This is a genomic window from Paenibacillus sp. P3E (genome assembly GCF_001909045.1).
Taxonomy (GTDB): domain Bacteria; phylum Bacillota; class Bacilli; order Paenibacillales; family Paenibacillaceae; genus Paenibacillus_AQ; species Paenibacillus_AQ helianthi.
Window position 1 is genome coordinate 162853 of the sequence record NZ_LVWH01000002.1, and the last position, 26912, is coordinate 189764.

Below are 26912 nucleotides of genomic sequence, written 5' to 3' on the forward strand. Positions count from 1 at the left end.
TAGTTTTGATAGGACTCTATCATGCTATTTTTTCCCGTCCCTGTATTCCTGCGGTGTCACTCCAAACTGGCGTTTGAATACTTTGATGAAGTAGGCGGGGTCCATGTAGCCTATGTCCGTGCTGATTTCATACACCTTTTTACCGGTAGTCTTCAGCATATGACAGGCCCGGTCCATACGCAGGCGTGAGATATATTCGCTGATGCCTTCACCTGTTTCGATCTTGTAAATTTTGGATAAATGAGTGGGATGCAGATTGACATGGTCTGCCAGGACCCGCAACGAAACATCCAGATGCAGATTCTTATCCGTAAACTCCTGGATCTTCTTCACGTAGAGGGAACGGATGTCTTTGATTTCGCTTGAGGTTCCCTCTTTCAGCTTGCCAAGCACGCTCAAGGACCATACTCTGAGCTTGTTGATGGAAGAAAAGGCTTCCCCGCTCTGCAGCTCTTCAATATCTGTCCCCAGCAGCTTCCCGAGTGTATGTCCATTCCGGTGTGCCAGGTTGGAGAAGGCCGCCGAGATTAGGAATCCGGCCTCCATGCAGTGCTCCCAGGATTCAGGCCATTTCTCATCCAGTTCTGCACATACATCCATCAGCTTGGCCTCGGCGGCTTCCCAATGCCCGGATTCCAGCAGATGAATCAGGGAAGGAGGCGTGTAGAGGGCATCCAGCGGTCCTTGCTCTGCTTGTTCGCCGGGTTCACTGACCCGCATAACGAATTCCCGCTCATCCCCGACAATCTGACGGAAGTAGGCCGAGGCCTGGCGGAACCGGTCATACAACTGTTCAGGGAACTTGAACCATTCTGTGATCACTATAGACAGCGACCCTTTCAGGAATTGTTTTACCTTGTACTGGAGCTGTACAGACAGCTGCTCCAGAAGGCCTTCTGTCCCCAGATCTGCTGCCCGTTTCTTCAGCTGAAGCAGAAAGACCAGATATCCATGCTCTTCCTTGACGCCCCAGACCTCCATGAACTCACCAATAATCTCTTCCGCCATATTAATGACTGCATATTCAATGAGCGGCTGTCCGTTATTCTTATACTGTCCGAATTCTTCCTCCAGCCTGACAAGCATCAAGGCGCAGTCCCCCTGGCTGAAGGGGAGACCGTAGCTCCTCAGCTTGCGTTCCCATTCGTCGGCTGGCAGCCGCTGCCCCTGCAGAGCACTCAGAAGCAACTGGCCGCGCAGCAGCGGCAGGTTCTCTCTCAGCGTATATTGGGTCCGCTCCAGGGAGCTGACCAGCTCCCACTCCGCATTCAATTGATCAATTGCCGTTTGGACGGCACCCAGTAATTCAGGGTCTGTCGGAGGCTTAAGCAGATAATCCACTGCACTGTGCTGAATGGCAGTTTTGGCGAATTCGAAGTCCGAATGCCCGGTTAAGATGATGCATTTGATTTTCTTGTCCCGTCTCCGGATCCGTTCTATCAGTTCAAGTCCCGTCATTTCAGGCATCTGAATATCTGAGATCACAATATCTATAGGGTGCGTTTCGATGATCTGAAGCGCCTCGGTAGCGGAATATGCCTTGTGTACTTGTTCGATTCCCAGTGTGTGCCAGGGTTTGGTCATGGACAGGTTATCTACCCAGTGGGCTTCGTCGTCAACGATGATCATTTGCATGCTGTGTGTCTCCTTGTTGGTTAGTGTACAGGTGATTACTCTTCCTGAGCTGGAATCTCCCAGATGATCTCTGTCCGGAAACCGCCTAGCGGTGATTCCCTGAAATACAGAAAGGATTGATTACCGAACTGGTGAATAAGCCGCTGATTCGTATTCCAAAGGCCGCAGCCCATTTCCTCGCGCAGCGGCTCCCGCATCTTCCGGTTAAGTGCTTCCTGCTGGTCCTGGCTCAGGCCCGGCCCATCGTCGTCAATATACACCCGGCAGAAGCCTTCGGTAGTCTCACCGGTGATTCTGATTTCACCGGAGCTGTACGATTTTCCGACCCCGTGGATAACGGAGTTCTCCACAATGGGCTGCAGCAGGAGACGCGGAATAGACTGTTTCAGCATCTCTTTGGGGATATCAATATGATAATCAATTCGGCCATTGCGCAGCTTTTGAATATCCAAATAATTAATCAGCAGTTTGACTTCGTCGTCCAAGGTGGCTGTATCCCGCTCCATCCGGGTAGTATAGCGATAGTAAGCGCTTAAGTTATAAGCCATCGATACAACGGCTTCTTCATCCTTCATTTGGGCCATATTGATAATATATCCTAGGCAATTGTAGAGGAAATGCGGATTAATCTGAGCTTGAAGCTGCTTCAGGGTAGCCTCACGGGCACGGATTTTTTCGTTGAAGACATTTTCAATCAGATCCTGAATCTGATGAGACATATCATTGAACCGGTGGAAGAGAAACGAAAATTCGTTTTGATCCTCGGAGTGGAGGCGTACAGTGTAGTCGCCCCGCTGCACACGTCTAAGCCCTTTGATGAGCTTCTTGATAGGCTGTTGAACGTTCCGGTACAGCAGAATGGAAGCCGAGATTCCAACAACAAAGAGCAGAAGCATGGATACATAGAATAGATTACGGCTGCCGGATATAGGCCCGAGAATACGGTCAAGCGGTACAACGTCAACCAGATACCAATCCAGATTAGTGGACTTCACCGAGCTGACCAGATAATTTTTATTCTCCAGTTTCACTACATGCTGCGTGCTGTTGTCCGGTGAATGCTCATTCAGATAAGTAATCAAATCACCGGTTAGGCGCTGGTCCGCACTGCGGTTCAGGATCGGCTTATCGCCTTTGTGATAGAAGAACGGGTCACCTTGCCCCCCTGCCTTATACGTATCCAGCATGTTCTGGATATTCTCATAGCTGAAGCTGGCTTCAACGACCAGATCACTTCCCGTAAACGTACCCTGCGGAGCAATAGAATCGCTATAGAACCAGTAAAAAGCCTTGGTTTTCCCCGGATAGCCGGATTGGCCGTCGCTGTATGTCCATTTGCCGCTCATATTTTGCTTCAAGTAGTGTTCATCATAACCTGTGGGCTTATCGTAATTGGAAATGACATCCTTGTTCTGCTGGGAATATACAGCGTATCGGGAAGGCCAGATATCCGTTAACCCGGACTGGAGCATCATCTTCTCCTGAATGACATAACGGGTCTGCATATGGTCGTAACGGTCTTCCCACATATTCAGGCCATTGAATTTCCTGACATTCGGATCTTTCGAGAATACCAGGCTGAAATCCATCATCTGGTTGATCCGTGAATCGATTTGACTGGATAAAAAAGTGAGCTGTTTGGTATTGGATTCCTGGAGCTCTTTACTGACTACATCGTAAGTGACGTTATTGGAATACGTATACACGATGATGATCGGCACAAACAGCACAATGATCAGACTGTTCATTTTGGCGAACAAACTAAATCTGCTCCAGGATTTTTCCTTAGCGAAGTTAATAGCTTTACTTAGACCCATCTTTGTCCCCCCAGACGATGCCCTAATAAATCCCTATGCGAGCCTAACAAAGTAATATAGTCAAACCTTAGAAATGCTTGCTACTATTTATATCAGAGATTCATACAACACACAAAATAATTTTTTGAAAGCGGGAGAGAGCGATGGAAGCTAACACTATACAGCAGGTGAATCCTGGAAAAACGCCGCGCTTATCGAGGAAAAAAGGGTATAAGCAGCCGTGGGTGCTCCACTTTATGGTGCTGCCGGCGGCCGTTATGGTGTTTATTTTTTCTTATGTTCCCATGGGCGGAATTCTAATGGCCTTTCAGGATTATAAGCCGGCGCTCGGATTCGCTGATTCTCCTTGGGTGGGACTCAAACATTTCGAATACATGTGGCAGAACGATTACTTCCTGCAGATTACATGGAACACCCTGTTCTTCGCCTGCTCCAAAATGGTGATGAACCTGATTATCCCGTTCTTCTTCGCCTTACTGCTGAATGAGGTCAGAAAGATGGCGCTCAAACGAACCATTCAGACGCTTGTCTATTTGCCGCACTTTTTATCCTGGGTTACCCTGTCGGGAATTCTGATTGATATGCTTGCCCAGACGGGCCTTATCAACCAGTTCATCTCCAGTGTTTTCGGCGTGAAGCCGATTTTCTTCCTGGGTGACGGCAACTGGTTCCGGTTCACGATCATTTTCAGTGATGTCTGGAAGGAATTCGGGTTCAACATGATTATCTTCCTGGCCGCACTGTCCGGCATTAATCCCTCCCTGTATGAAGCGGCGGAAGTGGATGGGGCAGGGCGCTGGAAACAGACGATTTATATTACCATTCCGGCGTTGATTCCGATTGCCATCGTGGTGGCAACCCTGGCGCTGGGCAACGTGCTGAATGCGAACTTCGACCAGGTGTTTAACCTCTATAGTCCTTTGATCTATCAGCAAGGGGATATTATTGACACCTTTGTCTACAGAGAGGGCCTGCTCAGCGGACAGTTCAGCTTTGCCACTGCGGTGAATCTGTTCAAGTCGGCGATAAGCCTAATCTTGATCGTGATCTCCTATCGTCTGGCATACCGGTTTGCCGGCTACAGAATCTTTTAGAAAGGATGACATCCTATGTATCACAAAACGGTGTCTTACCGCATATTCAGCGTATTCAATAATGTCTTCCTGACGGTTATTTCCGTGCTGTGCCTGCTTCCGCTATATCACTTGCTGATGGTATCACTCAGTTCGACAGCTCCGGCCAATGCCGGGATGGTGACCTTTTGGCCGATCGGATTTACCCTAGAAGCCTACACAAAAACATTTAACAACAGCAACTTTCTCTCCGCCCTGTGGGTGTCTGTAGAACGGACCGTGCTGGGAACGGCGCTTGCCCTGGTTGTGAATACCATTGCTGCATACGCGCTCTCCAAGGAAACCCGTGTATTCCGGGCCCGCAATATTTATCTCTGGTATTTTGTCGTCACCATGCTGTTCAGCGGCGGTCTGATTCCCGGCTACATTCTGATTCTGAAGCTTGGGCTGATGGATTCCCTGATGGCACTGATCCTTCCGGGACTGGTGGCTGTGTTCAACATTATCCTGCTGCTGAATTTCTTCCGTACGGTACCCAAAGATCTGGAAGAAGCCTCCTTTATTGACGGGGCAGGGCAGTTCCGCACCTTTTATAGCGTATATCTGCCGGTGTCCCTGCCGGTTCTTGCCACGGTATCCTTGTTCATTATGGTCGGACATTGGAATTCGTACTTCGACGGGATTATCTATATCAAGGATGCCTCTAAGCTCCCGCTGGCGACCTTTATGCAGACAATTATTGTGCAGGCAGATATGTCGCAGATTGATCCGAACGTCGTCGCCAATCAGTCGCAGCGTACCCTCCGGGCGTCACAGATTTTTATAAGCGCCTTGCCGATTTTAATGGTTTATCCTTTTTTACAGCGGTACTTTGTAACCGGGATTGTTGTCGGTGCTGTAAAAGAATAGCGGATGCCAGGCGGCAGCATGCCAAACAGAACGTCCATCACAAAGAAGCCGGTGCTCACCTTTATAGGGGGCACCGGCTTCTTATCGCTTTTACTTATGATTACCTTGCACAGGTGGATTGACTGCAGCGCCGTTGGCCGAGACGCCCACGCCATCTGTGTACACCATTTTCCCGCCGTAATATCCGGTTCCCAGCACAAGCCCGCAAGCGACAAGAGAGACGGCTAAGTACAGGACCAGCGGAACCTTCACAAAAGCCCGCTTGCCCTTCCAGAACATTATCAATCTCCACACAACGATCAGAGAAGCTGCCCAAGCGGTCAGAGTAGCGAGCGTCTCGTGAGGCTCAATAAATGAAGTCACGCCGCGGGCATCATCATCCGGTCCGGTTGCTATAGCGACCCAGGCTCCCACTGCAGCAAGAAGCCACATCCATAACCCTCCGGCAGGATTCAAAGTGCGTTTTTTCAGGGCCATCACCAGATCATATCCAAATCCGATGAGGATCAGAGCGATAGGGAAATGTACAACAATGGGATGGATGTGGTTAAAGACTTCAGTAAACATAGTAATACCTCCATTTTCTACTTGAGTGGTTGCCTAAGGATTCGCTGGGTTTCAGGAAGGATGACCGTAAATGTGCTCCCCTGATGGAGGGTGCTGGTTACGACGATTCTGCCGCCGTGCCGGCTGACGATCTCGTGTGCAATGGCGAGTCCCAGTCCGGTGCCGCCATGCTCTCTTGTGCGGGCTTGATCTACCCGGTAGAACCGTTCGAACAAGTGGGGAAGATCCTCCTCGGGAATCCCGCAGCCCGTATCCTGAATGATTACATTCACAGTGCCGTTGTCATTCCGGGAAAGCCCCAGCGTGACTGTGCCTCCCTCCGCAGAGTATTTGATTGCATTGTCCAAAAGAATATAAAGCAGCTGATCAATCTGTTCACTGTCGCCCAGACAGGTAAAGGTATCTTCCGTGTTGCCGATATGGAGCTGCAGCTGCACAGTTTTCTCTTGAGCCACCAGCTGCATTCTTGCGGCTGCAAAAGAAAGGCTATGCTTCAGGTCGAATAACTCTCGTCTCATCTGCTGCAGAGGGGAATCGTTTCTGGCCAGCGTGAGCAGTTGTCCGGTTAAACGTGTCATGCGCTGTATTTCTTCTTTCATATCCTGGAGCACCGTCTGATGGACCGGTGAAAGCTTGTGCTGTTCCTCTTCCAGAATGTCCACCGACAGCTGAAGTACACTTAGGGGTGTCCTTAGCTCATGGGAGGCGTAAGCGGTGAACTTTTGCTGCCGGATAAACGCATGGTTGAGGGGAAGCATAGCCCGGCCGGCTAGTATATATCCTATAATTGTGGCCACCGCCAGGAGGAGAAGCGTGATCCCGATGAGGAGCAGCCTCATCTCCTTCAATAAATGCTCCTGTTTGCTCACCTCTTCCCCGAGCAAGAGAAACGGATGTTCTTCATCACCTGTCATCACACGCAGTACCGCATAATTCGTCCTGTTGTTACCCGAAGAGATGCTCAGATGAATGTAGCTTTTACTCCCTTGGGCATCCAGCAGCTTCTGGAAGGAAGGCTTGAGCAGCAGGTTATTCCCCTCTGGCGAATGAACGAAGATCGTCCATGAAGGATCTGTAATGACTGCAAATTGGTCACTTTGCAGATATTCCCATTCCATCCGGTGGCTGTCCGTCTGGCGCTGCTCCCGGATTTCCTCCTTATCCTGCGGCCCCGGTGAATGATTACGCCATTCGTTTACGGCCTTTTGCCCGGCGGACTCCAGATTATGCCTCTCATCCCTGTGCATCACATCGGTCAGTACCCAATAGAAGGAAGCCGCCATGATGAGCAGAATCAATCCAATCATGGTGCTGTAAAAGATGGTTAATTGCCTGCGGGTGTTAGGTATCATCATGGACAGCTCCGGTATCTACCAGGCGGTAGCCTCTTCCGTGCACACTCCTGATCAATTTCACAGGGAAGGGGTCATCGACTTTTTTGCGCAGCAGCTTGATCACCGCATCGACCGCATTCAGAGTAACATCGGCATTGTTACCCCATACATAATTAAGAATCCGCTCTCTGGACAGTACCTCATTGGGGTGACGGGCGAAAAACTCCAAAAGCTGAAACTCGCGGTTAGTCAGGGTGAAGGTAACCCCAGCACGTTCTGCTTCCTGTGTTGCCGGGTTCAGCCGCAGGCCGCTGACCGCATACTGGTTCACATAACCCTGGGTTTGTTTTCTGCGGTCCAGGGACGTAATACGGGCCAGTAGTTCTTCAAAGGCGAAAGGCTTGATCATATAGTCATCCGCTCCGGTAAGCAGTCCGCTGACGCGGTCCTCGATCTCGCCGCGTGCCGTCAGCATCAGAATGGCCGTGTTGTCATTCAGTCGGCGCTGCTGCCTGCATAGATCAAGGCCAGTTTTGCCGGGAAGCATCCAGTCCAGAATGTAGAGATCAAATTCTGCAGAGGAAAAGAACAGTTCCGCTTCATCCGAGTTGCGGGCCCATTCTGCCAGATGGCCTGCAAGCTGCAGTTTATATTGGATCATATACCCGAGTTTGGTATCGTCTTCTACTAATAGAATACGCATGGTTGCCTCCTCAGCCGCTCTTTATAAGGCTCATTATATCCCGTAATAATGAAAAAATAATGAAATCATTGCAGACATCAAAAGGAGCAGCGTGCATGACCACGCTGCTCCAACAATAGTATTAGAGTACTTAGGGGATTGGATTCATACTCCCCAATGACTCGACTGCAAATACAGGCACGTACTGCTCCCCTGTATCGGTTCCTACATAATCGAATCTATACTGGAATTGGCCGGTTGCCAAGGCGGGACCCGTAACCGTACCCACATTTCCTTGCAGGGCCAGGAAGCGCCCATTCGCGCTTGCTACGGGTCTGCCGTTGGAATCGATATAAATATCAACCTTCAGGACAACGGTCTCCAGGGGGTGAAGCTCCAGCTCAGAAGCGTCCACAAGCGGATACTCCTGGTAGATTTCAGAGAACTGGTAGACTCCATTCGTCTGCCGGAATATGGCAGTCCGGCCCTCCGAACCGTCTCCCATATCTGCATTGGTGACACGGATGGAAGCATCGTCCGGCTGGAACTCGTAACTGTTACCGGCAAACGAGAAGAGCAGGGAGATGCCTTCAGGCCTGATGGTGTAGGCCGTGAAAGAGGTCCGCCCGTCTTGGCGGCTGCCTGCGGCGACTACCACCGGCACTTCAGAGTAGACGGACAATGGGTCATCAAAAGCAAGGCTGCGGAGACTTTCAAAGCCGGGTATCGGATCTCCGGTCCGTGTAGTTACGGTGCCGTCATTCCTTAAATCCGCATAGTAGAGGCGTCCGCTGCTGTCTGTTCCGGTTACGGCGAGCTTTGCGCCGTAACGCCCGCTGACGGAAACAACATGCGTATACTTACCAGGCTCCTCCCCGCCGGGCAGCAGGCGGACGGGTTCGGCAATGTTCCACGCAAGCTGTGCTGCGGAGATTTCAGCACCCGTGTCCTGAAGCTGGGCCAGGTCGCTGTAGCGCTGAATGGCCTCCGCGTACCCGCCGCTGCGTACCAGCATCGCGGCGCTTCGGAGCAGCTTGGAGGTGGTACTGTCAATTAGAGTCAGCACCTTCGAGGCAGCAAGGCCAGCCGAGGCGGCATATTTGCGGTACGCTGCAGCATGCGTAGAGAAGGCGGCAATCTGATCGCCGTCTACATCCTTACGCAGAATGAGCTTGGCGCTCATTTCAATCTGGCTGGCTACCCAGGGAGCCGTATAGCTGTGGCTGCTATAGGCATCGGTAAGGGATAAAGCGTAATCCAGCATGGGGGAGAAGCTGCCTGCTGCAGCAAGCGCCTTGAGCTGGGCGGTGTCATGCGCTTTGAACTTTGTGGCCAGCAGATCTTTTTTGGCATCAGCTCTGCCTAGATACACATCGGGAATTCTCAGCAGATTCCATTTGAAGCTGTCTCCATCATTATCGGTGCTGCTGCCGCGCTGGCTTGCCGCCAGTTCGGCAAGAAACTGCGCCTTGAACTGCTGAAAACCTGTCCCCAGCCGATCCGAAATGCCTGAATCTCCTGACAGCTGGCGATAATAGGTTTCATAGGGTCCGCTTGGTTTCATATATTGGCTCTTCAGACTCAGCAGAGAGGCATAGCTCTCCATAAAACCGCCAAAATCCTTGGTCGTCAGCTGGTCTTCAATCTTCAGTGTAAGTGTGCTAAGACTACTGCGGATCGCCGTAATCGGAGCCAGCTCCTTAAGTCTCGCGGCAATCTGGTCTTCCTTGTAAAGAATGGAAGCATTAGCGGCTGCCAGGCGGTAACGCTTCTCGGCGGCAATCAGATCTCCCGAGGCATAGAGCCGCTCGGCTTCCCGCACCGTCTCGATCTTGCTGTGAAGCCTGAGAGCCTTCTGCCCCAGCAGGGCCAGCATGAATATACACAGAATGATCATAAAGTTCCGCAGGGTTAAGACCTGTTTGATCGTCATATTATAGTAGCCCCTTTTCCGGCTGACAGTGCTCTATTCAAAAATCGGGGTCCCAGCGGTATTTGGCTTCGCGGACTTCCGCCACTTTGAGGTCCAGGCCGTTCCAGGCCTCATAGGGACTGGCGGATATCATCCGGCTCAGACGCATAAAACGGTCCTTGGGAAGCTCCTGTATGTATCGTCCGATCATGCCCGAGTAGAGCAGAGCGTAACGTTTTAACCGCACTGCCGCTCCCGCCACAGCCGTCAGAATGGCTGCGCCACGGTCCATTTCCAGAATCTGCACCTCATAGGTTTTGACATAGCGCAGCGTGCGGTCCTTGATCAGCTCGGGCCGCACTCTGGCAATCTCGCCGATATATTCGGCGAGCAGCGGTTCGAAATCCTTGAGCAGCAGCTGTTCAAGCTCCAGGTTCATATCCTTGCGCAGCTGAAAGCCGTGCAGCAGAGCGACACGCTGGCGGGCGACCCGGTCGCCGCGCAGCAGGATTGAGATTTCGCGCAGCTTCTCATAGGCCAGCACATCGTTCTCGCGCAGAACGGACACCGCTTCCTGGCGGTTGATCTCCAGGCCTTCCCTGAGGCTGTCTATGCTGCGGCCCAGCAGCTCATTCAGTGCATACAGATTTTCGTTCTGCCGCACTTTGCGCTGCATAAGCAAGAGCAGTCCGGCCAGCACGATGCCGCCGGCACCGCACAGCGTCATCTGCTGCAGACTTTGGCCGAAATAGACCGAACCCAGAGTAAGCAGCAGGATGAGAAGAAGACGGGTATGCATTTTACGTCCGGCAAGGGAAACAGCATGCTTCTCTACTGGCGTCAGCGAAGCATGGCCGCAATGGCCGCACCGGTCTTCACCGAGCGCAGTATAACGGCTGCACCGGCGGCAGATACGCAGCTTGTCAAAGGCATACCGCGGAGCCTTAAAGGGGCGGAACGTCACGGGTTTCTTCTTATTTACCGGCATGGTCGCCTCCGTTCAGCGCAGCCAGCAGACGCTCATCAATGTCATCACGGGTCAGCGGCTTGCGCTGCCGTAAAGCATAAATAATGATCTGAATGACTACATAAAGAAACGTAATGCCGAGAATGGCGTATGAAATCATGGAACTCTTCCTTTCTTGTTGGAAGCTGACAGCCCTAAAGTTGAAGTTTACAAGGTTTAATTATATCATAATGGCATGCTATTGACAGAATTTAGCTATACCGGCAACCCTGCCGTAGGTGCCTAATTTAACACAAGAGGAGCCCTATTTATGCTTCGTACACCGATTAATATTTCAAAGACAGCCAAGAACATACTGCGGCATGTTGTCCCGCTGCTGCTGGTGCTGTGCATCTCGGCGGCGCCGTTTGGAGCCGGTAGGGCAAGCGCGGCATCACCTGCGCCATCCCATATTGACGCTGTACTGCTGATTGATGTCAGCAATTCCATGAATAAGAGCGACAAAAACAAGATCGCAAATGAAGCGATGAAAATGTTCATAGATATGCTGGCTGCCCAAGGCGATAAGGTCGGGATTGTGGCCTATACCGACAAGGTGCAGCGGGAGAAGGCACTGCTGCAAATCGGCTCTGCCGGAGACAAACAGGATTTGAAGGATTTCATTGACGGTCTGGACCGGGGAGCCTATACGGATATTGCCGTCGGAATGGAAGAGGCCGTAAAGGTGCTGGAGAACGGCAGCGATCCGGCACATGAGCCGATGATCGTCATGCTGGCGGACGGCAACAATGACCTTAACGAAGCAACCGGACGCACGCAGAGCCAGTCGGATCAGGAACTGGACGGTGCGGTAGCCACTGCCAAGCAAAAAGGCTACCCGGTCTATACTATAGGCCTTAATGCCGATGGAAAGCTGAATAAGGAGATTCTGGCCGGAATTTCCAATCAAACAGGCGGCAAAGCGTTCACCACCGATTCGGCGGATGACCTGCCACAGATTCTCAGCGAGATTTTTGCCGACCATTTGAAACTGAAGGTGGTTCCGGTACAATCCATCACAGCCAACGGCAAGTACCAGGAGGTTACAGTAAATGTTCCCAATGGAAGCGTGCTGGAGGCGAACATCTCTATTATGTCCGCACAGCCGGTTACGGCGAAGCTTAGTGATCCCTCCGGCAAGGAAGTGGCTATTCCGTCTAACGATGTGCTGCTCTCCAAGTCCAGCTCGTACAGCCTGATCAAGCTGCTGTCCCCGGAACAGGGGGACTGGAAGCTTCAGGTGAAGGGCGTGCCGAAGGACAAGATCGATATCAATCTCGTCTTTAACTATGATCTGGAGCTGAAGCTGGATGCACTGTCATCCAAGACCTACCAGAAAGGCGATACCATAGAAATCTCTTCACACCTGTTCAGCAATGGAACTCAGGTAACACTCAGCAATTTGTATCAAGATATGAAGGCGGTATTGCTTGCTACAGATACCGATACGGGGAAGGTGCAGGAGCTTCCGATGGATAACACCGGGGCGGTGTTCAAAGGCTCCTTCAAGATTACGGAGAGCCATAATTATGAGCTGAAGGTGCGGGCGGAGGAGAGCAGCTTCTACCGCGAGAGTGATGTTCTTAAGATCAATGCCAAGACAGGAGCTGTGGCGACGAGTCCGGCAGCAGGAACGGGTGTGAGTGAGCCTGCACAGGATAAGTCTTCTTCCAAAACTCTCTATTATATTATCGGCGGGATCGTGCTGGTACTGGCGGCGGCTGTGGTGCTGTGGATGCTGCGTAAGCAATCAAACCGCGGCTTCGTAGGGCAGATGGTAGTAGAAGTTCTGGATGGCAATACCGGGGAGAAAACCTATCCGCAGTACAAGAAACTCTCAGCTTTCCGGGGCAAGTTCACCCTGCATCAGCTTCTGCAGCTGGCGCCTGAGCTGAAGGAGAGTGAGAAGCTTGTATTCACTCCGGGCAAAAATGACCGCCTCATGCTGCGCAGCAGCGAAGGGATTTCTGTTGAAAAATCAGGACGCGCCGCCGATGTGACGCGCGGCCTGGAACTGAAAAGCGGCGACCGCATTTCCGTGGCCCTGGCTACGGTGGATAAGACAATTTTACTGGAGTATTTGATATAAGGGGGAGCACGTATGAAGCCGGTAGTAAGAGAACATATTCAGCAGCTCGACGTATCGCTGGGCGGAGGAATCGTCAGCGACAAAATCCGAGTGGACACCATTGACAACCCAATCCTCATCATTGGCCTTGGCGGCACGGGGATTGACGCCCTGCTGCGGCTGAAATATCAGATTAACCGCCGTTTCAAGCTGCCGGAAGATCCGCTGTCCAAGAAGAAAAGGGATAAGCCGGATAACGTAGAGTTCCTGGCGTTTGAGACGAATGAGCAGGATCGCGGGAAGAGGTACAAAGGCATCGGCCTCGATCCGCAGAATGAATTTGTGCTGCTGGCCAATGCGGAAATCGGCGGATTGCTGCAGAACCGCAGCATTTTGGAGCCTTATATTACGGATTGGCTGTCGCCGGAGCTGAGCATTACCGATGGCATGAACGGAGCCGCCGGGGTGCGCCAGGCCGGACGCCTGCTGCTGTTCACGAAGATCAACCAGGTGGTAGCGGCCATCGACAAGAAGATTAAGACGCTGTCTGTCGGTACCAGCAAGAAGCTGATGGTTTTCCTGCTCACCGGCTTGTCCGGCGGAACAGGCAGCGGGGCTTTTCTGGATATCGCCTATATCGTACGCGGGATTATTGAACGGGATTACGGCTCAGCCGGTATCGACCGTGTAAATACACTGGGCTACCTGTTCACGCCGGATGTGAATCTGTCGAACAAAAGCCTCAGCGAGCACACCCGTGAATATATCCGCAAGAATGGCTATGCGGCGCTCAAAGAGCTGGATTACTGGATGAACGTGGACAGCCGGGGAGAGAGATTCCGCCAGCAGTACGGCAATATTTTGACTGTGAACTCGCCGCTGCCTCCGTTCAACCTGTGCCATCTGATCTCCGCGACCAATACCGAAGGCAAGCTGCTGGAGAACGCCTATGACTACTGCATGAATGTGACAGCGGAGAATATCACGAACTTCATGGCCAGCGAGGAAAAACAGTCAGGCGAAGAATTCGCCATCCACGACTACATCAGCAACATCAGAACGAATATTGCGCAGATGAACAAGACCTATCCTGCCAATTATGAATACAACATCATCGGCGCTTCGTCCGCGGTGCTGCCGATTGAGGAAATGACGACCTATCTGGCATTCCGCCTGTTCGACAAAATGGACAAAATGTTCCAGCAGGCTCCCGGGCAGGAGGATGTGGAGAAGCTTGCGCGCAAGCTCGGCATCGATCTCGACAGCATGATTAAGACCTTCGAATCCCGTGTGCCGGAGCCGCTGCCCGGCTATGAGAACAGCGAGCGCCTGAATCACAGCAATGTCATCAAGCACCAAGTGGTGGATATGGATACTGAGCTGGAGCAGAATTTTCTGGCCCGTGCCCGTGAGGAATATATCAAGTCCAAGAAGCAGCTTCCCGGAGAGATTACCGGACGCTTTGGCGAGGAGCTGGAGCGAATCTTCCTGCATCCTGAGCAGGGTCCGTTCTATGTGTCACGGCTGCTCTATACCGAGAAGGGCTTCTGTATTCTGAAGCTGATCCAGTCTTATATTGAAGCGCTGCGTGAGAGCCTGCTGCGTCTGCCGCGCGATATTGAGACGGCACAGGACAGTGCGCAGGAGAAGCTGGGTGATGCGCGGAGCGCTTTTGTCTCCAAGGAGAAGAAGAAAAATGCCTACATTGAAGCCAAGATCAATGAATACTGGCTTCATGCCGACGTAGAGCGCACCGAACAGATGATTGAGTTCTATGAGGACCTGTTTGAGCTTCTCAATGAAGAGAACAACCGGATTTATGGTGTGTTCACAGAGATTCTCAGTGCGCTTAGCACGATCTTCGAGAAGAATGGCGACATTCTGATCAATGGTGAAGAACAAGCTGACCAAAAAGGGAATAAAACCTACTATTGGAATATCGTTAACGTGCCGGATATTGCCTCAACCATCTCTAAGGTGATGGACCAGAAGGACGGCGACGATCTGATCCGCGACTTCACACGGGAGATGCTGAAGCATTCCGGGCGCTGGGTCAAGGAGCAGGAGATTGATATTGTGCGCTCTATTTCAGAGTTCCTCAGCGATAAGTTTGGTGATCTGATTACCCGCTCCATGGAAGAATTCCTGGTGATGAAATATGGCCGTGAGGAGCCGCTGGACAAGTTCGTGGAGCGGATTATCGCCGGACGTCTGGATGAAGATGCGGTGCCGATTTTCCACCTCAGCAACAGCTCCGGCAGTTTGCATTTCCCTTCGTGGGGGTTTGTCTCCGTTCCGGTCAAGGCGCCGGGCATTCTGAAGGGAATCCGCAATTATCAGAACAACGCGCTGGGCAAATCACAGTTTACGATTAAGGAAAGTCAGGTGAAGAACCGGATTTTCTGGCTCAATACGCGCAACGGGGTGCCACTGTTCGTATATACACCGCTGCGGGTATTCGAGGAGAATTATGAACGGACGATTCTGGATAAGGAAGGCATTGGCCGCCATTTGGTGATGACCGACAAGAACAACTGGACCTATCTGCCTTCACCGATTCCGGAAAAATCATGGGGGGATACTTACGTTAACACCCGTGTCCGGGATTACAATGCCAGAGTTCGGGCGGATTTCGCCAGAGCGCTTGAGATCGGGGTAATTATTGAAAAAGGCCTCGACGAAAATACAAGCAGCCGTTTCTCGGTCGTCTTCACGAAGCCGTTTGATGTGGATAAAATGCTTAGCGGCTATGACCTGCAGCTTGGCATGGCTCGTCCAAATCTGGGCGAAGTGAAAAAGGCGGCCGATGAGCTGAAATCGCTGCGCGCAAGCGGCCTGGAACGCGAAGGGGTTAAGGATATTTTCGGCAGCATCAACAAGGACCTGGCCCAGGAAAATCTCATTCGCTCGCCGCAGCTGATTACGCGTGTCCGCGAGGAATTGGCCAAATATGAGGCACTGGCAGCGAAGGCGGGCGAGCTGGATGGACTGCTCCATCAATATCTCGACGAAGACAAGTGGATCGACCAGTTTATTGAAGCCCTGTACACGGACACGATCACCAAAAAGGGCGCGCTCTACGTCTATGACCGTGATGAAGACGAAGACGCCTGGGAGCCGTTCGCCAACTTGATGAAGGAACGCAGCTATGTGGAGTATGCCGTCTACCGTCATTTCCGCGGTCTGGACGAGAAAAGCCGCAGCCTGCTGCTGCGTAAGGCGGCGCGCCGTGCCGGGGAAATGACGGCTGCCGAGGATGTGACTCCGCTGCTGTATAAACTGGAAGGACTGTATGTCTCCTTCCTGGAAGCACGCGACAGTCTGGAATATGAGCGGGTAGAGCATGCGGACGGCGATGAAATGTACAGCTTCTACAAGAGCCTGACCGGCAAGCTTGGCAGCATCCGCAGAAAGCTGAAGTAATCCTATGATCAAAGCACAGGCATTAACCTATGCGCAGCAATATGCGGCCCAGGAAGAGGCGCAGCGCAGCAAAGGGGACGGGCGCAGCAGTATTCATTATCCTGCCCTGTTCCTGTTCCTGGGTGACAAGGTAGCCCCGGCCATCGGCCCGGTGCTGGACAGCTGTGAGCGGAAATGGGACAATGCGGGCGGTATTATGGCGCTGCATGCCGCATCCTCTGGAAGCACAGGCCAGTCTGGCGGTGGTACTCAGACTCAGGCTCAGGCTGGAAATGCCCATGATGGGAATCAGGTGCAGCCTGAAGGCGGTAGTGGCAGAAGAGAACGGGTCCTGGCCATGGCCCTGCCGGAAACGGCGGGCCGTGATCCCCGCACCGTCCGTCAGGATATTTATCGCGAGTTTCATGAAGACAGCCGGTTTCTGGCCGGGTTGAACCGGAGCCTGCGGCGTTTAAGCAACAGCATAGCGGATTATGGACGGCTGTATTCCTCTTTTGACGTCATCCATCTCTCTATGGTTACGCGGGTCGATGACCCGCTTAACGTGCTGCTGCCGGAGGTTGCCCTGCTGGCCCGTGCGGTGCTCAGCCAGTCCTTCAAGTCGGTGCAGACTGACCTGTACGCGCTGATCAATGAGCGGGAGCAGGGGGACAACTTCGGTTATTCCAGCTCGGTAGGGCTGGCTTTTCTGCGTGAGCTGGACGGGATGCAGCAGTCGGATTATGCCTTCAGCGCCCCGCTGCTGGTCACGGAGGACGGGCTGTCCATACCTGTAGCTCATGGTCCTTCTCCGCTGTTCGATCTCGTCTATCTGCTCTCGGACAAAAATGAGCGGGGGATGATGTCCGCTCACGGCATGGACGACAACTACGAAATTATCGCCCATATCAGCCTGCTCAAGAACCGTGTACGCCCGGCTACGGATACGGCTACGGGACACGGCGGATACAACAATATGACCTTCAAAAGCGGCATCCGGGGCAGCTCCGGAAGACAGGGCTACGCATCCGCCGGGTTCTCGGCAGTGCGCAGACCGAACCGGCAAATCGCTCTCGCGGTGCTGGCTCATGCCTTTCATTATCTGGCCTCAAAGCTGCAGGAAGGCGGAACAGTCAGTCTGCGTGAACGGCAGGCTCTGCTCGGCCTGAGCGCCGATTCCCTGCGTGAACGGGCAGCTTCGCTGCTTCCGGATGAAGCGGGAATTGAAGAGATGACCGGGCTGATGAGCCACGGCCGGCCCTCTTATAGCGAGCTGAAGCCGCTGTCGCTGCGCGAGGCCGAGGCGTTGCTGTTCGGAGACGGCGGGCAGGCCTATTTCCGCAGCAACTTTGCGGATGTGGCGTCGCGGCGGGCGGCGGCTCTCGACCCTGCCCGCGAGTGGGCCGCTCTACTGGCGGACCAGGAGAAGGCGGTTCCGCCGCTGACCTTCTACCAGCTGGCGGAATGGACCGCCGAGCAGGGCGGCGGGGGCAGTGTACTGCATGCGCTGCGCCAGCATATGGCCGGACTGCGGGCGGCGATTCTCTCCGCGCAGGAGGAGCTGGATCAGCTCTACGCGGAGAGCGTGGAGCGCCAGCCGTTCCAGCGCGTGCCGCTGCTGGACAAACGGACGGTTCGCAACTTCATTCATTATTTATTCGCAAGTGTGTACGGCCGGAAATATGAGCTGCTGCGCATGGAAAGTGAGCTTGCACTGTGTCTGCGCTACGATACGGCGCTGGAGCAGCTGCACGCGGACAGCAAAGCCAAGGTGCAAACCATGGAAGCGCTGGAGGGGGAGCTGCGCGGTCTGGCGCTTGACAGCATCGGCCGGGCGGGCGAGACAGTGGACCAGAACATTATGGAATATTACCGGACCGTCACGGAAGATGTCATGCGGGATATTGAAGCACGGCGCGGCCCCGGTATCTTCTTCAGCGAGCGGTTCCTGGGAAGCGTCTCGGGCCTGCTCCGCCAAGGCGGCGCCGCTGTCGCGGAACGGCTTACCCAGCTGTGCCGCCTTGAGCTGCTGACAGCGGAGCCGTTCGCATTGCCGTTCGAGGAAGAGCTGCTGCGGCGCGCCAATGTCGCGGCGGCTTACGAGAACCGTGAAGTAGTCTCCAGGGAGGAGCTGTTCAAACGGCTCTACCGCAGCCTGGAGGAGGAAGCGAGCATCAATGTCCGCCTGTTCGAATATACACAGGAGCACCGCCATGAGGAGAAATATTTCTTCGGTGACAGCGGCTCCGAATTCCTGCGTTATGCCTTCGGCGCGGATGAGACGACGCGCATTTACCGGCTTGGGTTTGTACATGAGCAGCGCAGAAGCGGTGTCGAGAAGCTGAACCTGATGGGCGGCTTCCATCTGGAGGATCTGCTCTACTACCGCAACGGCAAAGTCTATTATGAGACCTACGCCACTAGCGGCTACAAGCTGCATGGTATAAGCGAAGAAGAGCTGCCGGAACTGAGGTAGGTGAGTGGAAGCAGATAGTCATGGCCACAAGAATGAAGATAAGCTCAATTCAAGTTTTTCCGGGAAAGGATGGATATCGATGCAGCGAAAAATCAATCTGCTCTTGCTCCTCTTCAGTCTGCTTGGCGGTGGAGTTGCCTTTGTGTTAGGTGAGCTGCTGCTGGACAGCAGGCCTTATGATCTGCCGTCGATCGTACTGATCGGCATCTATTTTGCCATTGTAGCACTTGGGGTCGGGCTGGGCAGCTTGCTCGCGGAGATCATTTCGCCCAGATTGAACGGCTTGTCGTGGAAGCAGCGGTATCTGGGCTTATCCTGGAAGCTGCTGCCCGTAACGCTGGTAATGCTGTTTGCGGTTGGCACTGTAACGGAATTTGTGTATGAGCTGAACTTCGGCGGCGTGAGACCGGTAAAAGATGTGGTCATGGTCATTGATGACTCCGGCAGCATGAAGCAGAGCGATCCGGGCAACAGCCGTTATACGGCTGCAGAAGCACTGGTACAGCGCATGGATGAAGATAACCAGGTAGCCGTGGTGACGTTCAGTCAGGAGGCCACAGTGGTTCAGCCGCTGGTCCCGCTGTCCAGCACTGCGAACCGTGAGAAGGTAACTTCGGTTATTCGCAGTCTGCAGACCACAGAAGGTGGTACGAATTTCAGCGCCGCACTTACGGAAGCCATGAGTGTTATAAACAGTGACAATACATCCGGGCGTGGAGCTATGGTAATCATGCTGTCCGACGGATTCAGCCAATTTGATACCTCTAAGGAACTTGCGGAGTATGTCGGCCGCGGGATTGCAGTTAATACCATTGGCCTGGCACTGGATGATCCTTCGGGATCAGCTTTGCTTCAGAATATCGCCACCACAACCGGCGGGCAATATTATGATGTAACGAATGCAGAGCTCCTTGGCGGTGTGTTTCAACAAATCTATGACCGGCTGGGTGACCGGACGCTGATGACGGTGCGCAGTGATTCAACGGCAGACAGCCCGTATTATGCCGGGGTGCGGATTCTGGCACTGCTGCTAGTAGGTACGGCTCTCGGTATCGGGCTTGGCATTGTGTTTGACAATCGGCATCTTGCGCGAAGCTTTGGCGTAGGCGGCGCAGTATCCGGCCTGCTCGCCGGCCTGATACTGGAATTTGGTCTGGACGGCCACTCCTTCGGGGATGCCATGACCCGTCTGCTGGCTCTGCTTGTTCTAACGGCCGTCATTGCGTTGTTCACCTTTGTGATACCAGTCGGAGAGGGGCGTCTTTCCCGCAAAAGAGGAAGAGGCGCAGAAGTTCCTTCGCCAGCGTCGGACGGCTTCCCGTCCTCACGCAGAAATCGGGGAAGCAAAGGGTTCTGATCGTGAAAGAGACATTGAAAGATACGGAAAGAGATACGGAAAGGAGCCTACATTCATGAGGTACGCCGAGGTTGATTCCTCCACACCGGTAATTATGGAGGTATCCTCCCGGATGGAGGACAGGTTCTGTACACTGCGGTGGCACTGGCCGGACGGCGTACAGGCAGTCTACATTCATAAGTCACCTGCGGAGGCGCCGGACAACCTGGAGCTTCCTCCTCCTGGGATGAAGCTCTATACCCGTGAGGAGTACAAGGCGAACAACGGATACCGTGACCGGCTGGATGACATCGGCCTGGTTGTCTATACCGTTTATGTCCGGCTTGCCGATGGCGGAGACATCCTGCTGGTTCGTCAGCGGGATGGTGCCAACCGTACGCTGGTCAGTGCCGGCAAAGCGCGGATCTACTATTCCATCCAGCAGAAAAAAGGCTTGTTTGGCAAGCAAAAAACAGTACATATGACGCTCACGGCCGAAGTGCCCGTATCCAAAGAGGTACTGTGCTATGTGAAAAAACGGGGCGGTTTTCCGGCGTCCAAAGAGGACGGCGTACTCTTTCCGTTCGTCCAGGATTTTGCCGCCGGACGCAACGTGCTGCCGCCGATCGAAATCGGCAAAGAGGACGCTGTCCGTATCTTTTTTACGGATGGCCGCAAATATGGATTGTATTATGAACTGATACCTGAATAAGTGGAGAGAATGCCTGCTGACGTGATGCAAGGCATTCGGAAGGGTATCACTGGGCGCAGGAACTGAAGGCAGCGGGCCTGCCGAGCGTTCAACACTCACAAGTTAAGGGAGCAGAAGCTCACAAAACTTAAGCGTATGCTTTCGAAGCGAGTTTTGCCGCAAGCATTCTCGAAGAAGCGGGTATTCTGCAAAACTTAAGCAAATGCTTCCGAAGCGAGCTTTGTTCGTAGTGACTCAAGGGAGCAGAAGCTCACAAAACTTTCAGGAGGACAAGAGATGTCTTTTTTCAACCGGTTTAAGAAAAAGAATCAGCCGCAGCAGCGGCCGCTTTTTTATGATATTGTCTGTCCGTATTGCTTCACCCGGTTCCAGCCGGAGGATGTGGTCTTTCGGGCTATGCACAGCCGTGAGGATGACGAGAATTATGCGCTGGGCGAAGACGATGCACTGAACAAATACCGCGAGCGTTTCGGCCTCGATACGGTTGACGATATGGAAGCCATTCTGAATCCGGCGGATATACCGGAGGAGTACCACCACTATACGGACCATGTGCTGACCGGCATCACCGACCGCTATGGTGTGCTTACACGCAGACGGCTGTGCCCGTCCTGCCATAATGAGCTGCCCGTGACCGCAGGCAAGGTGCCAAGTAATATTATTTCGATCATCGGCGCTTCCCAGGTCGGGAAGTCGGTGTACATGACCTCGCTGATCCATACGCTCCAGCATACGACGGCGGGGCATTTTGACGCAGCCTGCATGCCGCTGAATGCCGAGATCAGCCGCAAGTTCCGCACACTGTATGAAGAACCGCTGTTCGAGCGGGGGGATCTGCTGGCTTCGACCCAGAAGGAGAAAATGCAGGAGCCGTTTATTTTCCAATTTGTATTCAAGGATGAGTCCAAGCCGCCGCTGACGCTGGTATTCTTCGATGTCGCGGGTGAAGGTATGGTCGATCAGGATTATCTCGGGCTGCACGGACAGCATATCAAGAATTCCGCCGGTATCCTGTTCATGGTCGATCCGCTGCAGATTCGCTCGATCCGCGAGAAGATCCGCATTAACTTCGGAGACCGTCCGGGCGAATGGGTCTCGCAGTATGACGAGCCGCGCGATGTGGTGCTGACCATGTTCGGTGATTTCATCGCCTATCAGGAGAAGAGTAAAACCGATATCCCAACCGCAGTTGTGCTTGCCAAGAGCGACATGCTCCATTCACTGAAGGATGAGGACGGTGACTATATTAAGTCCAACAGCAATGTGTTCAATAACTATGTGCACCGCAAAACGCTGAATCTGGACGAGTTCCACAACATCGACGGCGAAATCCGCCGCTTCATTGAGAAGGTAGACCGGCCGTTCAAGGATACGATGGATGTGTATTTTGCGAATACGGGGTATTTTGCCGTGTCGGCACTGGGCAGCAATCCCGTGAATCAGAGGATAGAAGGTGTAGTCAGCCCGATCCGTGTGGACGAGCCTTTCATCTGGCTGCTGCACAAGCTGAACTATATTGAGGGGAGCGACGGGCCGTGAACAGATTTTCAGGGTCCATGATCACCCAGCAGATGTATACCCGGGAGCGGCGCGGGGTGTACCGGGCGACAGAAGGATTCGATACGGTAGCGAAGTCGGAGAGCCTGGACCATAATTTTGTCAAAAAAATTCTGCACCCCTTCTGCCTCTACGATGCTCCGGCAGAGCTGACGGCGCGCGGTGAGAAGAATGAGGAGCTGTATCCTGCCGCGCTGCATTTGTTCCATACGGAAACGAATGATACAGTCATTGGGCAGAGCCGGTATCTGGCGGCGGATTTCACAGGGCAGCGGAGCGCTTTTTTTGCCCATAATTTCGTGGTGCCGCCCATCCGCTCCGAGGAGATTCTGGAGGGTTACCGGGACTTCCTCCATGCGGATTTTGCCGGTAGTTATGCGGGTGAGCTGGGCGGGACACTGCCGGAGCTTCGGGCTATTCCTGCCCTGCAGCAGGAGCGGAGTACGAATCCGCTGACGATCCTGAGCGCACTCGGCATCACAGAGGAGCTGTTCAAGTCGCTCCTCCAGGCAGTGATGGTCTCTGTGGCCGGGAAAAAGAAAATATATGTTGCTTTGGATGTTCCGATTGTAGAGCTATCCCGGCACGCACTGGAACTGACGGAGGTGCTTTTTGCATCTTTGCCTTATGATTTCCGCCGCAGACTGGGTGTGATCACCTATGCGAGCGAGCCAAAAAGCCGTAAATATATCCATCTGACCTTCGTGGAAAAGGGCTCGCTCCGCCCTGGCGACCGCAGCATCGAGAAGGATTTTGTGCTCGATCTCGCTTCGGGCCGGATCATGAATGCGGACTTCGGTGATTCACGTCAGCCTTATGCCGAGCTGGCCTGGAAAACACTGAAACAGCCGGAGCGCGGACTGGAAGATTTCGCACATTTTGCCGATTCGCTGCTGCCCGGGGAGAGCGTGGAGCGCAAGCTGTCGCTCGCGCTGTACAACGAGCTGGCGGTATTTTATGAGATCGAGCAGGGCAATGAAGAGCTGTATACAGAGAACAAGCAGGCGGTGCTGGGCGGATTGCTGTCCTACCTGAAGCCGGAGGGTGCGCTCACTTCCCGGGTGAGGCTGAATGATATGTTCCTGGAGCGGTTTGACCGCGAATATGATCTGATCCGGCAGAAAGGCATCCCTGTGCCCGAGATTATGGAGCAGTTTGTGGAGTATTTTACGCTGAAGGACCATAATTACCGGGTCAAGATTGTCGATTATTTCATCAACGGTATGCTGAATGCCCAGTCTGCCGGCCGTGAAGATGCACTGGCAGCAGCTTACGGTATGATCGAGAGCAATGATGAGCTAAGTGCGTCTTTCTTCAAAAGAGTGCTGGCCCAGCCCATCTTCCGCCGGGCGCTGCTGGAGCCTTATATGGAGTCCCGGCTGTCTGCGGCGTCAAGGTCTGCTGACATTTTACGCTTTGTAGTACACTTTGGCAGGTTCTTGCCGGAAGCGCTGCAGCAGTCGTTTGTCCGCGATACCGTCAAGGAGTACCTGCTGGAGAAGCTGCAGCGGGAGGCCGATCCGGTAGCGGCGGTAGCGGCGATCCATGATTCCGTGGACAAGGCGGAAAAGGAGCGCCGCAGAGGAAGCGGGCTCTATCCCGAAGCCCTGTCGCTGCTGGAGGAGCTGATGACGGCGGCGGACCGCTTCCTGCTGAACCGGGTCTCGCTGGACGAGCTGACACAGGAGCAGCTGCTGGAGATTTCTTTTCTGCGCTACCGCGAGGTTACCGACTGGCAGCCGCCGCTGGATGCGATTACCCGGCAAAAGGCGAACGCCCTCCGGGCTGCTTATCGGTGGTTCGGGGAGGAGAAGCCGACAGAGGAGATTTTTGCCGGACTATCGCCGAGAGAGCTGGATGATGTGCAGCTGCTCGGACGGCGCTGGCTGAAGGAATCGCGTAATATTGAACCGTTCGAGCGTGTACCGCTGGCCTTCTATCACAGCAGCGAGCGACAGGATGGACCGCTGGATTATGAGACGCTGATGGAACTAATAAAGCGTAAGGCGGGCGACGACAAAGAGAGGGTCTACCGTTTCCTGGCCTGGTCGCAGGGCAATCCGCTATTTTCTATTTCAAATAAAAAGCTGTGGCCTGGTTACCGCCGGGCTATTCTGAAGTATTTCCTGAGCAGCGACCGCGATGCGTTCAAGAGCCGTGATTTCCGTAAAAGCTATACCGCCGCCGCAGGCCCGGCACTGCAAAATGTATACAACGAAGCGCGCTCCCAGCTGGCTTCGCCGCTGGCGCGGTGGGTCAGCCGCAGCCGATTTCAACTCCTGATCTCCGGCAGCGTGCTGGGTATTGTGCTGATCGCTGTTATGATCGCGGTCAGCGTGCTCCGGCCGGACCCTGCGGACACGGCTCTGCCGGAAGGCAGCGCACAGCCCAGCGCCACAAGTGGGGCTGGTGCTCTAGTTCCCGCCACCGTCCGGCTGGGCGGCGGGACAACAGGCGGCAGCCTGGTGTTCACCTTTGCTGCTGCCGCCGACTGCTCCGCCTTCAAACCGGCGGAGGTCCGCGTGGTGTCCTCCGGCGATGTGACGGAGGACTACAAGGTCACGGCGACGACAGGCAGCTGCCTGGTCGTGTCGCCGAAGCCGGGCGCCGCCGGTACCGGCACGGATGCGAGTGCGCCGGCAGGGTCTGACAGCGGCGCAGATGCAGCCGCTGGAGCAGAAGGCAGCGCGGAGGCAGGCGCGCCTGCAGCGACTGACGGCACCGACACGGGTGCCGGACAGAAGACCGGCTCGACTGCGAGCGCTGGTGTGAAGGGGGCCGCGGGCGGGAACGCCGGCGCGGCCACGCCTTCTCCGGCGGCGGGAGGCACCGCGCCGGGAGCTCCCGGAGCCTCGGGAGCGGTGCCGGAGGCATCCGCGTTCGAGGTGACGGTGCAGCTGGAGGCCGGTGCGAAGCTGGCCGCAGGTGACATGATTATCGCCGGGGAGTACAAGCTGATCCTGCAGCCGGCTTCGGGCAAGGCAGCAGACAGCACCCCGGGCGCCGGAGCAGATGCAACTTCAAGTACTAAACCTTCGCCTAAGGCGACTGGTAATACGGACAACGAATGATGCGTGGCAGTGGAATATAGTTGATCCTGAACAGCACGATTAGCCGAGAGTGTGGGGCGCGTGCAGTTCGGGATTTTTGTTAATTTATGGTCTACATGAGTTGAACCCGGGAAGTCGAAGGCTGGGCGTATTAACAGATAATAAAGTATCTGACTGACCCTGGAAATTGAAACAGCGACAGTAAGGGACAAGAAAGTCCTAGACTGTCGCTGTTTCATTGAACTAACATTCTCCGTTAGAGTTAAATATGAAAAAGAAAAGTATAACTCTAAGCATGTGATAATGCAGGTACACAGAATTTTGAGCTTGTATCTAAAGTAAATTTAGACTTTATAAAGAGCATATCACCATTGTTGTCCATCCACTCATACTGTACGTTCTCAGGGAATTGATCTGGTGTGAAATGAAAATGAATATATTCTGTTTGCTCATTAGCAATACGCTTAAGTAAGCGATTTAAATTAACGTCACATTGACTAACTACATCATATAAATTTAGGTTATGACCTTCTTGTTGATAGACGATAATCGCCTCGTCCTCTTGCGAATAATATATTGATTCGGGAAATACTTTTATAGCGTAAAACATAAAGAGTCCTAGGTTATTAATATCACCAAATTGTTCTGAAACAGGTCTGCGAGATAAAACCATTCTTTTGATAAATGCCAAGTCTTCCTTACGGGAACAATTCAACTTGCGCAAGGTAGTATCCGCATTTGGAGTGGGAAGATATTTAAGTTTGATTTGTGATTCACCAACGGATTCAAATCCAAATATTGGATAGAAATCAATTACACTGCTATTAGCGAATAAGAAGAAGATATCACAATCATGCTCGTACAAATCTAGAACGTGCCTCATCAATTTTCCAGAAAGCCCCTTCCCTCTAAAATCAGGATGAGTCATAACTGTGCCAATTTGAATCGCTTTTTTATTTAACCCATTTATCATCAAGTCCATTTTGCTAACGGATACATTGGCAATCACTACATTATCTCTGATGAAAGAATGGCATATATAACGATCATCCCAGAATCCTTTCTGATACCAATCTTCAAAGTTGATATCAAAAACCAAAGTCGCTAGTTGATTAAAACTATCCCTGTAAACTTTGCTATCTTTATAGTCATAAACTAGGTCTATTTTATCAATATCTACATTTTCACTAGAAAACACAAATATCCCCCCCATTGTCTTTATGTTCACACTACCACGGAAAGTTTTATTGTATAAGGGTAAATATCAGGTATACCTAAACTATCCAAGACAGTTTATCGCAGCGAGTAGCCAGTCTACCTTTTGAGTGCAGGATTCACTGCCGACTAAAATATTTACATTATGAATAATTCGAGGA

General features: G+C 53.1%; 18 protein-coding genes. 9 read left to right on the plus strand and 9 right to left on the minus strand.

The genetic code is table 11. From position 1 onward, the window contains the following. Window positions 1–24 precede the first annotated feature (24 nt). Both A3842_RS01760 and A3842_RS01765 read right to left on the minus strand, forming a co-directional pair. Window positions 25–1635 (minus strand): response regulator transcription factor, encoded by a 1611-nt coding sequence (locus tag A3842_RS01760; RefSeq protein WP_074082918.1) that lies wholly within the window; start codon window positions 1633–1635, stop codon window positions 25–27. A gap of 35 nt (window positions 1636–1670) precedes the next feature. Further along, the gene (locus A3842_RS01765; RefSeq protein WP_074100223.1) at window positions 1671–3452 is read right to left on the minus strand and encodes a cache domain-containing sensor histidine kinase; all 1782 of its coding nucleotides are present in this window, start codon (window positions 3450–3452) and stop codon (window positions 1671–1673) included. Window positions 3453–3595: 143 nt separating this feature from the next. Between A3842_RS01765 and A3842_RS01770 the strand changes: the two genes are divergently transcribed. Both A3842_RS01770 and A3842_RS01775 read left to right on the plus strand, forming a co-directional pair. Continuing rightward, complete coding sequence (locus A3842_RS01770; RefSeq protein WP_074082922.1) at window positions 3596–4546, plus strand: ABC transporter permease; 951 nt, start codon at window positions 3596–3598, stop codon at window positions 4544–4546. A 15-nt stretch (window positions 4547–4561) separates the two neighbouring features. Continuing rightward, window positions 4562–5434: a carbohydrate ABC transporter permease gene (locus A3842_RS01775; protein WP_074100224.1), complete on the plus strand. Its 873-nt coding sequence runs from the start codon at window positions 4562–4564 to the stop codon at window positions 5432–5434. Window positions 5435–5524: 90 nt separating this feature from the next. Here the strand turns inward: A3842_RS01775 and A3842_RS01780 are convergent, their stop codons facing one another. The 6 genes from A3842_RS01780 to A3842_RS32305 all read right to left on the minus strand — a co-directional run bounded on the left by A3842_RS01780 (window position 5525) and on the right by A3842_RS32305 (window position 11056). Continuing rightward, window positions 5525–6001, minus strand: coding sequence for a DUF2231 domain-containing protein (locus A3842_RS01780; RefSeq protein ID WP_074082926.1), 477 nt, complete (start codon window positions 5999–6001; stop codon window positions 5525–5527). 17 nt (window positions 6002–6018) lie between these two features. Next, window positions 6019–7356 carry a sensor histidine kinase gene (locus tag A3842_RS01785; protein WP_083609433.1) on the minus strand — a complete coding sequence of 446 codons (1338 nt, stop codon included), beginning with the start codon at window positions 7354–7356 and terminating at the stop codon, window positions 6019–6021. Then, on the minus strand, window positions 7343–8038 hold the full coding sequence (locus A3842_RS01790) for a response regulator transcription factor (protein ID WP_074100225.1): 696 nt from the start codon (window positions 8036–8038) through the stop codon (window positions 7343–7345). Before A3842_RS01790 ends, A3842_RS01785 begins: the two co-directional genes overlap by 14 nt. Before the next feature lie 130 nt (window positions 8039–8168). Then, entirely contained in the window at window positions 8169–9950 is a 1782-nt protein-coding gene (locus A3842_RS01795) for a hypothetical protein (protein ID WP_074100226.1), read from the minus strand. Window positions 9951–9987: 37 nt separating this feature from the next. Continuing rightward, window positions 9988–10917, minus strand: coding sequence for a hypothetical protein (locus A3842_RS01800; protein ID WP_074100227.1), 930 nt, complete (start codon window positions 10915–10917; stop codon window positions 9988–9990). Then, on the minus strand, window positions 10904–11056 hold the full coding sequence (locus A3842_RS32305) for a hypothetical protein (RefSeq protein ID WP_167374697.1): 153 nt from the start codon (window positions 11054–11056) through the stop codon (window positions 10904–10906). Before A3842_RS32305 ends, A3842_RS01800 begins: the two co-directional genes overlap by 14 nt. A 150-nt stretch (window positions 11057–11206) precedes the next feature. On the opposite strand from A3842_RS32305, the gene A3842_RS01805 reads away from it, so the two are divergent. From A3842_RS01805 to A3842_RS01835, 7 genes are all read left to right on the plus strand, one after another. Beyond that, window positions 11207–13024: a vWA domain-containing protein gene (locus tag A3842_RS01805; RefSeq protein WP_074100228.1), complete on the plus strand. Its 1818-nt coding sequence runs from the start codon at window positions 11207–11209 to the stop codon at window positions 13022–13024. Window positions 13025–13036: 12 nt separating this feature from the next. Further along, entirely contained in the window at window positions 13037–16426 is a 3390-nt protein-coding gene (locus A3842_RS01810) for a tubulin-like doman-containing protein (protein ID WP_074100229.1), read from the plus strand. A 4-nt stretch (window positions 16427–16430) separates the two neighbouring features. Further along, the gene (locus tag A3842_RS01815; RefSeq protein WP_083609434.1) at window positions 16431–18881 is read left to right on the plus strand and encodes a transcription initiation factor TFIID; all 2451 of its coding nucleotides are present in this window, start codon (window positions 16431–16433) and stop codon (window positions 18879–18881) included. Window positions 18882–18960: 79 nt separating this feature from the next. After that, window positions 18961–20238 (plus strand): vWA domain-containing protein, encoded by a 1278-nt coding sequence (locus tag A3842_RS01820; RefSeq protein ID WP_074100230.1) that lies wholly within the window; start codon window positions 18961–18963, stop codon window positions 20236–20238. Window positions 20239–20293: 55 nt separating this feature from the next. Further along, window positions 20294–20929, plus strand: a complete 636-nt coding sequence (locus A3842_RS01825; protein ID WP_074082945.1) for a beta-mannanase — start codon at window positions 20294–20296, stop codon at window positions 20927–20929. A 276-nt stretch (window positions 20930–21205) separates the two neighbouring features. Next, window positions 21206–22468 carry a hypothetical protein gene (locus A3842_RS01830; RefSeq protein ID WP_074082947.1) on the plus strand — a complete coding sequence of 421 codons (1263 nt, stop codon included), beginning with the start codon at window positions 21206–21208 and terminating at the stop codon, window positions 22466–22468. Then, complete coding sequence (locus A3842_RS01835; protein ID WP_074100231.1) at window positions 22465–25557, plus strand: GAP1-N2 domain-containing protein; 3093 nt, start codon at window positions 22465–22467, stop codon at window positions 25555–25557. Before A3842_RS01830 ends, A3842_RS01835 begins: the two co-directional genes overlap by 4 nt. A gap of 268 nt (window positions 25558–25825) precedes the next feature. Here the strand turns inward: A3842_RS01835 and A3842_RS01840 are convergent, their stop codons facing one another. Further along, a complete protein-coding gene (locus A3842_RS01840; protein ID WP_178382275.1) occupies window positions 25826–26734 on the minus strand; it encodes a GNAT family N-acetyltransferase in 909 nt (302 codons plus the stop codon). Window positions 26735–26912: the final 178 nt, after the last annotated feature.

Bases quoted from the DNA above. Each gene is read 5' to 3' on its own strand.
- A3842_RS01760 (WP_074082918.1), bottom strand. From the start codon at position 1,635: ATGCAAATGATCATCGTTGACGACGAAGCCCACTGGGTAGATAACCTG.
- A3842_RS01765 (WP_074100223.1), bottom strand. From the start codon at position 3,452: ATGGGTCTAAGTAAAGCTATTAACTTCGCTAAGGAAAAATCCTGGAGC.
- A3842_RS01770 (WP_074082922.1), top strand. From the start codon at position 3,596: ATGGAAGCTAACACTATACAGCAGGTGAATCCTGGAAAAACGCCGCGC.
- A3842_RS01775 (WP_074100224.1), top strand. From the start codon at position 4,562: ATGTATCACAAAACGGTGTCTTACCGCATATTCAGCGTATTCAATAAT.
- A3842_RS01780 (WP_074082926.1), bottom strand. From the start codon at position 6,001: ATGTTTACTGAAGTCTTTAACCACATCCATCCCATTGTTGTACATTTC.
- A3842_RS01785 (WP_083609433.1), bottom strand. From the start codon at position 7,356: ATGATGATACCTAACACCCGCAGGCAATTAACCATCTTTTACAGCACC.
- A3842_RS01790 (WP_074100225.1), bottom strand. From the start codon at position 8,038: ATGCGTATTCTATTAGTAGAAGACGATACCAAACTCGGGTATATGATC.
- A3842_RS01795 (WP_074100226.1), bottom strand. From the start codon at position 9,950: ATGACGATCAAACAGGTCTTAACCCTGCGGAACTTTATGATCATTCTG.
- A3842_RS01800 (WP_074100227.1), bottom strand. From the start codon at position 10,917: ATGCCGGTAAATAAGAAGAAACCCGTGACGTTCCGCCCCTTTAAGGCT.
- A3842_RS32305 (WP_167374697.1), bottom strand. From the start codon at position 11,056: ATGATTTCATACGCCATTCTCGGCATTACGTTTCTTTATGTAGTCATT.
- A3842_RS01805 (WP_074100228.1), top strand. From the start codon at position 11,207: ATGCTTCGTACACCGATTAATATTTCAAAGACAGCCAAGAACATACTG.
- A3842_RS01810 (WP_074100229.1), top strand. From the start codon at position 13,037: ATGAAGCCGGTAGTAAGAGAACATATTCAGCAGCTCGACGTATCGCTG.
- A3842_RS01815 (WP_083609434.1), top strand. From the start codon at position 16,431: ATGATCAAAGCACAGGCATTAACCTATGCGCAGCAATATGCGGCCCAG.
- A3842_RS01820 (WP_074100230.1), top strand. From the start codon at position 18,961: ATGCAGCGAAAAATCAATCTGCTCTTGCTCCTCTTCAGTCTGCTTGGC.
- A3842_RS01825 (WP_074082945.1), top strand. From the start codon at position 20,294: ATGAGGTACGCCGAGGTTGATTCCTCCACACCGGTAATTATGGAGGTA.
- A3842_RS01830 (WP_074082947.1), top strand. From the start codon at position 21,206: ATGTCTTTTTTCAACCGGTTTAAGAAAAAGAATCAGCCGCAGCAGCGG.